The sequence below is a fragment of the Streptomyces sp. NPDC002734 genome (assembly GCF_040295685.1).
In the GTDB taxonomy this organism is placed as follows: domain Bacteria; phylum Actinomycetota; class Actinomycetes; order Streptomycetales; family Streptomycetaceae; genus Streptomyces.
Genome location: NZ_JBEOVU010000008.1, coordinates 193103 through 205406, shown reverse-complemented (window position 1 = coordinate 205406; position 12304 = coordinate 193103). Strand labels below are relative to the sequence as shown.

Below are 12304 nucleotides of genomic sequence, written 5' to 3'. Positions count from 1 at the left end.
GGTCCGGCTGCCCGACGACGCGGTGCTGGCCTTCGGGTCCGAGCGCAGCGGGCTCACGCCCGAGCTGCACGGCAGGGCCGACCCCCGGGGTGAGGAACGGGTGGGTCAGTCGGCGAAGTTGGCGCCGACCACCGGGTAGCCCGCGGTCGAGACGCCGAGCGAGCTCGGGGAGAGCGCGCGGGAGCCGGTCGCGGTGATCTTGCTGCCGCTGGAGGGCAGGTAGACCAGGTTGCCGTTGCCGTCGTTCTCGCCGGTGCCGACGACCAGGTCGGCCTTGCCGTCGCCGGTGACGTCGTCCAGCTTCACGTCCATGCCGAACATGTCGTACTTCTCGTTGGAGCCGGGGACGCCCGCGGTGTCCTGGTGGAAGGACTGGGAGCCGGTGCCGGTGATGCCGGAGGCGTTCCCGTAGAGCACGAGCACGGTGCCGGTGTCGGTGGCGGCGTCGATGTTCTCGCCGGCCACGCCGATGGCGAGGTCGAGGAAGCCGTCGCCGTTGACGTCGCCCAGGTCCAGCTCGTGGCCGAACTGGTCGTTGGTCTCGCTGGAGCCGGGGACGCCGGAGGTGTCCTGGGTGATGCCCTGGATGGTGCCGACGCCGTACTGGCTGCCGTACGTGATCCAGACCTTGCCGCCCTTGGCGGAGTAGGGGATGGGCGTGCCGTCGTCCGTGACCGCGTTCCAGCTGACACCGCTGACGATGTCGCCGTAGCCGTCGTGGTTGATGTCGCCGACACCGCTGATGACGCCGGGGCGCAGCTTCTGGTAACCGGAGGTGTCCAGGCCCGAGGCGGTGCCCAGGAGCAGGAAGTTGCTGTTCCAGCCCTCGGCGCTGTCGGTCTCGTACCCGCTGACCACCAGGTCGGTGGTCGCGTTGCCGTCGACGTTGCCGGCGGTGAGGTTGGCGGGCGCCTCGGAGGTGATGATGGGCGTCTGCACCGTCTGGCGGCTGCCGTAGGAGCCGGTCTTGGAGATGCCGCCCTTGAAGACGTACACCTTGCTCTTGGTGGTGCCGACGGCGAGGTCCTGCTTGCCGTCGCCGTCGAAGTCGCCGGCGGCGAGCAGGCGGCCCCACTGGTCGTGCGAGGTGGGGGCCGGGTCGTTGATCTGGACGGCGCCGGCGCCGGTGATGCCGGAGGCGGAACCCCAGAGGAGGGTGACCATGCCGGCGTCCTTGTCGTCGCCCAGGTCCTCCCCGGGCGCTCCGACGGCGAGGTCGTCGTAGCCGTCGCCGTTGAAGTCGGCGTAGGCGGTGTCGTCGCCGAAGTTGTCGGAGGTCTCCGCGCTGCCGGGGACGCCGGAGGTGTCCTGGCTGAGCAGCGTGCGCTTGGTGGCGGTGATGCCGGTGCCCGAGGCGCCGTAGGTGACGACGACCTGGCCGGCGTAGCTCTTGCCCGAGACGGTGGAGTACGCGACGGTGGCGACGTCGCCGATGCCGTCGTTGTTGAAGTCGGCCTGCGATGCGACGGTGCCGTCGACGGCCGAGGCGGTGGTCGCGGCGGCGAAGGTGAGCAGCCCGCCGGTCACCGCGGTGGCGGCGACGGTCGCGAGGGCGGTGCGGGTCTTCCTGTGCATGCGGTTCCCTCAAATGCCGTGCGGGGAGCGGCGCCGAGCGCGGGTCCCCGGGAGGAACAAGGCCGGGCCTTGGGTGGCCGGCAGTGATCAGACCTGTGACAGGTGTGATTGGTTGTACGGGAGTTGTGAAGATTTTTGCCCCCCGGGCCGGGGTCGTGGCCATGGTGGCGGCACGCGGCACGCGGCACGCGGCCCGGGGAGCGGTCGACGGGCGGGTCAGTCGGCGAAGTTGTAGCCGACGTACGGGCGGCCCGTGGTGGAGACGCCGAGCGCCGTCGGCGAGAGCGAGCGGGAGCCGGTGCCGGTGATCTTCCCGCCGGCGGACGGCAGGTACGTGATGCTGCCGTTGCCGTCGTTCTCACCGCTGCCGACGACCAGGTCGGCCCTGCCGTCGCCGCTGACGTCGTCCAGCTTCACGTCCAGGCCGAAGGAGTCGTCCTTCTCGTTGGAGCCGGGGACGCCCGCGGTGTTCTGGTCGATGTACTGGGAGCCGGTGCCGGTGATGCCGGAGGCGTTGCCGTACAGGACGACGACCGAGCCGGTGTCGGTGACGCCGTCGACGTTCTCGCCGGCCACGCCGACCGCCAGGTCGAGGAAGCCGTCCCCGTTGACGTCGCCGAGGTCCAGCTCGAAGCCGAACATGTCGTTCAGCTCGGCGGAGCCGGGGACGCCGGAGGTGTCCTGGGTGATGCCCTGGACGGTGCCGACGCCGTACTGGCTGCCGTAGGTGATCCAGACCTTGCCGCCGTCGGCCGCGTAGTCGTCCGTGACGCCATCCTGCACCTTGTTCTGGTGCCAGCCGCTGACGATGTCGCCGAAGCCGTCGTGGTTGATGTCGCCGACACCGCTGATGATGCCCGGACGCAGTTCCTGCGCACTCGCGGCGTCCAGACCGGAGGCGCTGCCGAACAGCAGGAAGTTGCGGTCCCAGTAGTAGCCGCCCGAGGCCTCCGGGGTGTAGCCGTTGGCCACCAGGTCGGTGCGGTGGTCGCCGTTCACGTCGCCCGCGGTGAGGTTGTACAGCGGCCGCGTGGTCGAGATCGGCGCCTGCACCGTCTGGCGGCTGCCGGACGTGCCGTTGCGGGAGATGCCTCCCTTGAACAGGTACAGCTTCGTCTTGCTGGTGCCGACGGTGAGGTCCTGCTTGCCGTCGCCGTCGAAGTCGCCGGCCGCGAGCAGGCGGCCCCACTCGTCGTGCGAGGTGGAGGCCGGGTCGGCGAGCTGCACGGCGCCGGCGCCGGTGATGCCGTTCGCGGAGCCCCAGAGGATGGTGACCATGCCGGCGTCCTTGTCGTCGCCCAGGTCCTCCCAGGGCGCGCTGACGGCGAGGTCGTCGTAACCGTCGCCGTCGAAGTCCGCGTAGGCGGTGTCGCTGCTGAAGCCGTCGTCGGTCTCGGCGCCGCCGGGGACGCCGGAGCTGTCCTGGCTGATCACGGTGCGCCTGGCGGCGGTGATGCCGGTGCCCTTGGCGCCGTACGCGACGACGACCTGGCCCGCGTACGCCTTGCCGGAGACGTACGCGCCGTCGGCGGAGGTCGCCACGTCGCCGACGCCGTCGCCGTTGAAGTCGGCCTGCGAGGCGACCGTGCCGTCGACGGCGAGCGCGGGCGCGGTGGCCGCGAAGGTGAGCAGCCCGCCGGTCACCGCGACGGCGGCGACGGTCGCGAGGGCGGTGCGGGTCTTCCTGTGCATGCGGATCCCCTTAGAACCACGTGGGGGCGGGTGCTGCGCCCCGGGGAGAAGAAGGTCGAACGTGGGGTGGTGGCAGTGGTCAGACCTGTGACAGGTGGGGTTGGTTGTACGGAACCCGAACGAAAGACCGATCGGGTCGATGCGGCGGAGTGCGGGGTGCCGGGTGCCGGGTGCCGGGTGCGGGGTGCCGGGTGCCGGGGGAGGGGACGCCGGAAGCCGGGACGCGGTCACGGCGTCCCGGCTTCCGGGTGTGGAGCGGTGAGGAGCGGGTGGGTCAGTCGGCGAAGTTCACGCCGACGCCCGGCTTGCCCGCCGTCGAGACGCCGAGCGCGGACGGGGAGAGCGCGCGGGACCCGGTGCCGGTGATCTTGCTGCCGGTGGACGGCAGGTAGGTGATGGCGCCGTTGTAGTCGTTCTCGCCGCTGCCGACGACCAGGTCGGCCTTGGCGTCGCCGTTGACGTCGTCGAGCTTCACGTCGATGCCGAACATGTCGCCCTTCTCGTTGGAGCCGGGGACGCCCGCGGTGTTCTGGTCGATGTACTGGGTGCCCGTGCCGCTGATGCCGGAGGCCTTGCCGTACAGGACCAGGACCGAGCCGGTGTCGGTCACGCCGTCGACGTTCTCGCCGACGACGCCGATGGCGAGGTCGAGGAAGCCGTCGCCGTTGACGTCGCCGAGGTCCAGCTCGTGGCCGAACATGTCGTTGGACTCGCTGGTGCCGGGGATGCCGGAGGTGTCCTGGGTGATGCCCTGGACGGTGCCGACGCCGTACTGGCTGCCGTACGTGATCCAGACCTTGCCGCCCTTGGCGGAGTAGGGAGTGGTCGTGCCGTCCTCGTTGGCCGCGTTCCACATGGCGCCGCTGACGATGTCGCCGTAGCCGTCGTGGTTGATGTCGCCGACGCCGCTGATGATGCCCGGGCGCATCTCCTGGTAGCCGGAGGCGTCCAGGCCCGAGCCGGTGCCGAGCAGCAGGAAGTTGCGGGTCCAGCCCTCGGTGGGCTCGTAGCCGCCGACGACCAGGTCGGTGGCCGGGTCGCCGTTGACGTTGCCGGCGGTGAGGCTGAACGGAGTGGCGCCCGTCATGATCGGCGTCTGGACGGTCTGACGGCTGCCGGAGGCGCCCTTGCGGCTGATGCCGCCCTTGAAGACGTAGACCTTGCTCTTGCTGGTGCCGACGGCGAGGTCCTGCTTGCCGTCGCCGTCGAAGTCGCCGGCGGCGAGCAGGCGGCCCCACTGGTCGTGCGAGCTGGAGGCGGGGTCGTCGATCTGGACGGCGCCGGCGCCGGTGATGCCGTTCGCGGAGCCCCAGAGGATGGTGACCATGCCGGCGTCCTTGTCGGTGCCGAGGTCCTCCCCGGGCGCTCCGACGGCCAGGTCGTCGTAGCCGTCGCCGTCGAAGTCGGCGTAGGCGGACTCGTCGCCGAACCGGTCGCCGGTCTCGGCGCTGCCGGGGACGCCGGAGGTGTCCTGGCTGACCAGGGCCTTCCTGGCGGTGGTCAGGCCGGTGCCCCGGACGCCGTAGGCGACCACGACCTGGCCCGCCTCCGCCTTGCCGGCGACGGTGGCCGTCGCCGAGGACGCCACGTCCGCGATGCCGTCGTTGTCGAAGTCGGCCTGCGAGGCGACGGTGCCGTCGACGGCGACCGCGGTGGTCGAGGCGGCGAAGGTGAGCAGGCCGCCGGTCACCGCGGCGGCGGCGACGGTCGCGAGAGTGGTGCGGGTCTTTCTGTGCATGCGGTTCCCTCAGGTGCTGTGCGGGGAGCGGCGGTGCGCCGGGATCCCCGGGGAAGAGCTGGGCCGAGCAGGGGAGGTCGGCGGTGATCAGACCCACGACGGACGGGATCGGTTGTACGGGAGAAGTGAGAATGTTCGGCCGGTGGGACGCCGCGGGCCCGGCGGCCGTGGCGGCGTCCGGGCCCGGGGCGCGGGCAGGCGGGTGGGTCAGTCGGCGAGGCGGTAACCGATGTGCGGCTGGCCCGCCGTGGAGACGCCGAGCGCCGTCGGGGAGAGCGCACGGCCGGTGCCGGCGATCCTTCCGCCGGTGGAGGGCACGTAGGTGAGGGCGCCGTTGCCGCCGTTCTCGCCGCTGGAGGCGACCAGGTCGGCCCGGCCGTCACCGTCGACGTCGTCCAGCTTCACGTCCGTGCCGAAGAAGTCGTGCTTCTCGTTGGAGCCGGGGACGCCCGCGGTGTTCTGGTCGACGAACTGCGCACCGGCCCCGGTGATGCCGGAGGCCGAGCCGCGCAGCACGACGACCGAGCCGCTGTCGGTGACGCCGTCGACGTTCTCGCCGGTCACCCCGACCGCGAGGTCGAGGAAGCCGTCGCCGTCGATGTCGCCGAGGTCCAGCTCGTGGCCGAAGCCGTCGTGGGCCTCGCCGGTGCCGGGGACGCCGGAGGTGTCCTGGGTGATGCCCTGGACGGCGCCGACCCCCTGCTCGCTGCCGTAGGTGATCCAGACCTGGCCGCCCCTGGCGGCGTAGGGGTCCGTGACGCCGCCCGCCGACCCCTCCTGGTCCCAGCCGCTGACGATGTCGCCGTAGCCGTCGTGGTTGATGTCGCCGACGCCGGTGACGATGCCCGGACGCAGCTCCTGCGCGCCGGCGGCGTCCAGACCGGAGGCGCTGCCCAGCAGCAGGTAGTTGCGGTCCGGGTGGACGCCGTCCTGCGGCTCCGGGGTGTAGCCGTTGACGACGAGGTCGGTGCGGTGGTCGCCGTTCACGTCGCCGGCGGCGAGGTGGTAGTACGTCGCCTCGGTCCAGACAGGGGTCTGGACGGTCTGGCGGCTGCCGTAGGAGCCGGACCGCGTGATGCCGCCCTTGAAGAGGTACACCTTGGTCCTGTTCGTGCCGACGGCCAGGTCCTGCTTGCCGTCGCCGTCGAAGTCGCCGGCCGTCAGCAGGCGTCCCCACATGTCGTGCGAGGTCGGGGCCGGGTCCTCGATCTGGAAGGCGTCCTTGCCGGTGATGCCGGAGGCGGAGCCCCACAGGACGGTGACCGTGCCGCCGTCCTTGTCGCCGCTCAGGTCCTCGTCCGGGGCGCTCACCGCCACGTCGTCGTAGCCGTCGCCGTCGAAGTCGGCGTAGGCGGTGCTGTGACCGAAGTGGTCGCCGGCCTCGGCGGAGCCCGGTACGCCGGAGGTGCTCTGGCTGACGACGGTCCGCCGGGAGGCCGTCGGTCCGGTGCCCTTGACGCCGTAGGCGACGATCATCTGGCCGGCCTCCGCCTCGCCGCCGACGTAGGCCCCGTGGGCCGAGCCGATGACGTCGCCGACGCCGTCGCCGTTGAAGTCGGCCTGCGAGGCGACGGTGCCGTCGACGGCGAGCGCGGGCGCGGTGGCCGCGAAGGTGAGCAGCCCTCCGGTCACCGCGGCGGCGGCGAGGGTCGCGAGGGCGGTGCGGGTTCTGCGGTTCATGCGGCTCCCTGGTCCGGCGGGGCGGCCCGGGTCAGGGCCGGCCTCACGGTGACGCCCCGGCCGCCGAGGCCGGGCGGTCTACGAGACCGGTGACAACTCCTGATGGTTGTAGGGACCGTCGAGGTACACCACACGGAAGGCAGGGCCCCGGTCCGCGCCGGTGGTGGACACACTCCGTCGTCGAGCTCGGCGTCCCGGCCGAAGGGAGGTCGAGGCGCCGCCCGGTGAGGCGGGGTGCCGCGTCCCCGGAGACCACCACCGGCCCGGTGTGTCCGGCGTCGGGCACGCGGCACGGAAAAGCCGGGGCCCGGCCGAGCTCAGGAAGCTCGGCCGGGCCCCGGCCCTCGTTCGGCGCCGCCGGTCACTGCGCCGGCTGCGGCTCCGGCGTGTCCTCGGTCTCCGCCTCGCCCGCCGGGTCGGCGGGGGTCTTGACCGACTCCAGGAGCAACTGGGCGACGTCCACGACCTGGATCGACTCCTTCGCCTTGCCGTCGTTCTTCTTGCCGTTGACCGAGTCGGTCAGCATGACCAGGCAGAACGGGCAGGCGGTGGAGACGATGTCCGGGTTGAGGGACAGGGCCTCGTCGACGCGCTCGTTGTTGATGCGCTTGCCGATCCGCTCCTCCATCCACATCCGCGCGCCGCCGGCGCCGCAGCAGAAGCCGCGCTCCTTGTGGCGGTGCATCTCCTCGTTCCGCAGGCCCGGGACGTTGGCGATGATCTCGCGCGGAGGCGTGTAGATCTTGTTGTGGCGGCCCAGGTAGCAGGGGTCGTGATACGTGATCAGACCCTCGACCGGGGTGACCGGGATCAGCTTGCCCTCGTCGATCAGGTGCTGGAGCAGCTGGGTGTGGTGGATGACCTCGTAGTCGCCGCCGAGCTGCGGGTACTCGTTGCCGATGGTGTTGAGGCAGTGCGGGCAGGTGGCGACGATCTTCTTCGCCGACTTCGGCTTCGCCGACTCCGGCGTGACCTTGCCGTCGTCGTCCATCTCCTCGCCGAACGCCATGTTCAGCGCCATGACGTTCTCCATGCCGAGCTCCTGGAACAGGGGCTCGTTGCCGAGGCGGCGGGCGGAGTCACCGGTGCACTTCTCGTCGCCGCCCATGATCGCGAACTTGACGCCCGCGATGTGCAGCAGCTCGGCGAAGGCCTTGGTGGTCTTCTTGGCGCGGTCCTCCAGGGCGCCGGCGCAGCCGACCCAGTAGAGGTACTCGACCTCGGTGAGGTCCTCGATGTCCTTGCCGACGACCGGGACCTCGAACTCGACCTCCTTGAGCCATTCCAGGCGCTGCTTCTTCGCCAGGCCCCAGGGGTTGCCCTTCTTCTCCAGGTTCTTGAGCATCGTGCCCGCCTCGGACGGGAAGGCCGACTCGATCATGACCTGGTAGCGGCGCATGTCGACGATGTGGTCGACGTGCTCGATGTCCACCGGGCACTGCTCGACGCAGGCGCCGCAGGTGGTGCAGGACCACAGGACGTCCGGGTCGATGACGCCGTTCTCCTCCAGCGTCCCGATCAGCGGGCGCTCGGCCTCTGCGAGGGCCGACGCGGGCACACCGGCCAGCTGCTCCTCGGAGGCCTTCTCCTCGCCCTCCATGGTCTTGCCGCCGCCGGCCAGCAGGTACGGGGCCTTGGCGTGCATGTTGTCGCGCAGCGACATGATCAGCAGCTTCGGGGAGAGCGGCTTGCCGGTGTTCCAGGCGGGGCACTGCGACTGGCAGCGGCCGCACTCGGTGCAGGTGGAGAAGTCCAGCAGGCCCTTCCAGGAGAACTGCTCGACCTGGGAGACGCCGAAGACGTCGTCCTCACCGGGGTCGGCGAAGTCGATCTCCTTGCCGCCGGAGGTCATCGGCTGAAGGGCGCCGAGCGCGGTGGAGCCGTCCGCGTTGCGCTTGAACCAGATGTTGGGGAAGGCCAGGAAGCGGTGCCAGGCGACACCCATGTCCGTCCGGAGCGAGACCACGATCATCCAGATGAAGGACGTCCCGATCTTGATCATCGCGAACAGGTAGATCAGGTTCTGCAGCGTGGTGACGCCCAGGCCCTTGAAGGCCAGCACCAGCGGGTACGAGGCGAAGTACGCGGGCTCGTAGTGCGGGATGTCCAGCAGGGCGCCCTCGAGGCCGCGCAGCATCATGATCGCGAGGCCGATGGTCAGGATGACCGTCTCGACGAAGTACGCCTGGCCGGCGTTGGACCCGGCGAAGCGGGACTTGCGGCCGGGGCGGGTCGCCTTGGAGAGCTGGCGGATCACGATCAGCGTGAGGATGCCGAGCGTCGTCATCGTGCCGATGAACTCGACGAACATCTCGAACGGCGTCCAGTGCCCGATGAAGGGGATCGCCCAGTCGGCCTGGAAGAGCTGGCCGAACGCGGTGATCAGGGTGGGCACCAGGGAGAAGAAGCCGACGGCGACGAACCAGTGGGCGAAGCCGACGATCCCCCAGCGGTTCATCCGCGTGTGGCCGAGGAATTCCGTCACCAGCGTCACGCTGCGCTGGTAGGGGTTGTCGGTCCGGGTACCCGCGGGCACCGGCTGCCCCAGCTTGAAGTACCGGACGAACTGACCGACGGCGCGTGCGAGCAAGGCGACGCCCACCACGGTCAGGACCAGCGACACGATGATCGCGGCGAGTTGCATGGGAGGCTCCTCGGGCCTGCGAGGGGTGTGGAGAACAAGGAACGGAGCAGATTACTAAGCGGTAACTTATCCAGTCCGTTCGAGACTATCCATATCCAGCGCCGCCCGCAGCCGTCGGAGCGGTGATCTGCGTCGCTGAGGGTTGCCTCAGTATCTCCCGGGGCAGGGGCGTGGTGCGTCCGCCCTTCCCCGCGCCGCCCGCCGCGTCCCTCGGTTGCCCCGTCGGGCCCGTCCCGGGAAGCCGCCGCAGCGGCCGTGCGGCCCTCTCCGGCCGCCCTGCGGACCCCGCCTCCGTAAAGTTGAGTCCGTCCGGCTCAGGTCTGTTGCCTCTCGCCGCGAGGTCGTGCACACTTGAGTCTGTTCCACTCAAGTCAGCTGGAGGAAGATCACCATGGCACGTGCGGTCGGCATCGACCTGGGTACGACCAACTCGGTCGTCAGCGTTCTGGAGGGCGGTGAGCCCACCGTCATCACCAACGCCGAGGGCGCCAGGACCACGCCGTCCGTCGTCGCCTTCGCCAAGAACGGCGAGGTGCTCGTCGGCGAGGTAGCCAAGCGCCAGGCCGTCACCAACGTCGACAGGACCATCCGGTCGGTCAAGCGCCACATGGGCACCGACTGGAAGATCAACCTGGACGGCAAGGACTTCAACCCGCAGCAGATGTCCGCGTTCATCCTGCAGAAGCTGAAGCGGGACGCGGAGTCCTACCTGGGCGAGAAGGTGACCGACGCGGTCATCACCGTCCCGGCGTACTTCAACGACTCCGAGCGCCAGGCGACGAAGGAGGCCGGCGAGATCGCGGGCCTGAACGTCCTGCGCATCGTCAACGAGCCCACCGCGGCCGCCTTGGCCTACGGCCTCGACAAGGACGACCAGACCATCCTGGTCTTCGACCTCGGCGGCGGCACCTTCGACGTCTCGCTGCTGGAGATCGGCGACGGCGTCGTCGAGGTGAAGGCGACGAACGGCGACAACCACCTCGGTGGTGACGACTGGGACCAGCGCGTCGTCGACTACCTGGTCAAGCAGTTCCAGAACGCCCACGGCGTGGACCTGGGCAAGGACAAGATGGCCCTGCAGCGTCTGCGCGAGGCCGCCGAGAAGGCCAAGATCGAGCTGTCCTCGTCCACCGAGACCTCGATCAACCTGCCCTACATCACGGCTTCCGCCGAGGGCCCGCTGCACCTGGACGAGAAGCTCACCCGCGCCCAGTTCCAGCAGCTCACCTCCGACCTGCTCGAGCGCTGCAAGGTGCCGTTCCACAACGTCATCAAGGACGCCGGCATCCAGCTCGGCGAGATCGACCACGTCGTCCTCGTCGGCGGCTCGACCCGCATGCCCGCCGTCGCCGAGCTCGTCAAGGAGCTGACCGGCGGCAAGGAGGCCAACAAGGGCGTCAACCCGGACGAGGTCGTCGCCATCGGCGCCTCGCTCCAGGCCGGTGTCCTCAAGGGCGAGGTCAAGGACGTCCTGCTCCTCGACGTCACCCCGCTGTCCCTCGGCATCGAGACCAAGGGCGGCATCATGACCAAGCTGATCGAGCGCAACACCACGATCCCGACCAAGCGCTCGGAGATCTTCACGACGGCCGAGGACAACCAGCCGTCCGTGCAGATCCAGGTCTACCAGGGCGAGCGCGAGATCGCGGCGTACAACAAGAAGCTCGGCATGTTCGAGCTGACCGGCCTCCCGCCGGCCCCGCGCGGCGTCCCGCAGATCGAGGTCTCCTTCGACATCGACGCCAACGGCATCATGCACGTGACCGCGAAGGACCTGGGCACGGGCAAGGAGCAGAAGATGACCGTCACCGGCGGCTCCTCGCTGCCGAAGGACGAGGTCGACCGCATGCGTGAGGAGGCCGAGCGCTACGCGGAGGAGGACCACAAGCGTCGCGAGGCCGCCGAGGTGCGCAACCAGGGCGAGCAGCTCGTCTACCAGACCGAGAAGTTCCTCAAGGACAACGAGGACAAGGTCCCGGGCGAGGTCAGGACCGAGGTCGAGGGCGCCGTCGCCGAGCTGAAGGAGAAGCTCAAGGGCGACGCCGCCGAGGGCGACAACTCCGCGGAGATCCGCACCGCCACGGAGAAGCTCGCGGCCGTCTCGCAGAAGCTCGGCCAGGCCATGTACGCCGACGCCCAGGGCGCCCAGGCCGCCGGCGGCGCCACGGCCGGTGACGCCCAGGCCGGTGCTCCCGAGGACGACGTGGTGGACGCCGAGATCGTCGACGACGAGCGCAAGGACGGTGCCGCGTGACGGAGGAGACCCCGGGTTTTGACGAGAAGCCCGACGTCCCTTCCGGCAGCGGTTCCGAAGACGCCGAGCCGCAGGCCGCCGACTCCTCCCAGGAGGAGCCGGCGGCCCCGGCCGGGGACGCGGCACAGGCCGCAGGCCTGACGGCGCAGCTCGACCAGGCCCGCACCGCGCTCTCCGAGCGCACCGCGGACCTCCAGCGGCTCCAGGCGGAGTTCCAGAACTACCGCCGCCGGGTCGAGCGCGACCGGATCGCGGTCCGGGAGATCGCCGTGGCGAACCTCCTGACCGAACTCCTGCCGGTGCTCGACGACATCGGGCGCGCCCGTGAGCACGGCGAACTGGTCGGCGGCTTCAAGTCGGTGGCCGAGTCGCTGGAGACGGTCGCGGCGAAGATGGGCCTGCAGCAGTACGCCAAGGAGGGCGAGCCCTTCGACCCGACGATCCACGAGGCGCTGATGCACAGCTACGCGCCGGACGTCACCGAGACCACCTGCGTGGGCATTCTGCAGCCCGGGTACAAGATCGGCGACCGGATCATCCGCCCCGCGCGGGTGGCCGTGGCCGAGCCGCAGCCGGGTGCGCAGGCCGACGCCGAGGAGTCCGGGGCCGAGGGCGAGAAGGCGTCCGACGGTGCCGACGGCGCCGAGAACGCCGAGAGCGCCGAGCACGCCGAGCACAAGGAGAACGGTGGCCCGGACGAGGGCTGACGTGAGGCGGCGCG

General features: G+C 70.4%; 7 protein-coding genes and 1 pseudogene. 3 read left to right on the top strand and 5 right to left on the bottom strand.

The features are described from left to right. Positions 1 to 82: pseudogene (locus tag ABT026_RS10285) on the top strand (TrmH family RNA methyltransferase); the annotation flags it as partial. Positions 83 to 105: 23 nt separating this feature from the next. Here the strand turns inward: ABT026_RS10285 and ABT026_RS10280 are convergent. The 5 genes from ABT026_RS10280 to ABT026_RS10260 all read right to left on the bottom strand — a co-directional run bounded on the left by ABT026_RS10280 (position 106) and on the right by ABT026_RS10260 (position 9329). Next, positions 106 to 1575, bottom strand: coding sequence for an FG-GAP-like repeat-containing protein (locus ABT026_RS10280; RefSeq protein WP_351113715.1), 1470 nt, complete (start codon positions 1573 to 1575; stop codon positions 106 to 108). A gap of 216 nt (positions 1576 to 1791) precedes the next feature. Next, complete coding sequence (locus tag ABT026_RS10275) at positions 1792 to 3267, bottom strand: VCBS repeat-containing protein (RefSeq protein WP_351113714.1); 1476 nt, start codon at positions 3265 to 3267, stop codon at positions 1792 to 1794. 274 nt (positions 3268 to 3541) lie between these two features. Beyond that, a complete protein-coding gene (locus ABT026_RS10270; RefSeq protein WP_351113713.1) occupies positions 3542 to 5005 on the bottom strand; it encodes an FG-GAP and VCBS repeat-containing protein in 1464 nt (487 codons plus the stop codon). Between the two features lie 207 nt (positions 5006 to 5212). Beyond that, positions 5213 to 6685 (bottom strand): FG-GAP and VCBS repeat-containing protein, encoded by a 1473-nt coding sequence (locus ABT026_RS10265; protein WP_351113712.1) that lies wholly within the window; start codon positions 6683 to 6685, stop codon positions 5213 to 5215. 361 nt (positions 6686 to 7046) lie between these two features. Next, entirely contained in the window at positions 7047 to 9329 is a 2283-nt protein-coding gene (locus ABT026_RS10260; protein WP_351113711.1) for a (Fe-S)-binding protein, read from the bottom strand. Between the two features lie 391 nt (positions 9330 to 9720). On the opposite strand from ABT026_RS10260, the gene dnaK reads away from it, so the two are divergent. After that, positions 9721 to 11583, top strand: coding sequence for a molecular chaperone DnaK (gene dnaK / locus ABT026_RS10255; RefSeq protein ID WP_351113710.1), 1863 nt, complete (start codon positions 9721 to 9723; stop codon positions 11581 to 11583). Further along, positions 11580 to 12290 carry a nucleotide exchange factor GrpE gene (gene grpE / locus ABT026_RS10250; RefSeq protein ID WP_351113708.1) on the top strand — a complete coding sequence of 237 codons (711 nt, stop codon included), beginning with the start codon at positions 11580 to 11582 and terminating at the stop codon, positions 12288 to 12290. The genes dnaK and grpE overlap by 4 nt, the downstream gene beginning before the upstream one ends. Positions 12291 to 12304 lie beyond the last annotated feature (14 nt).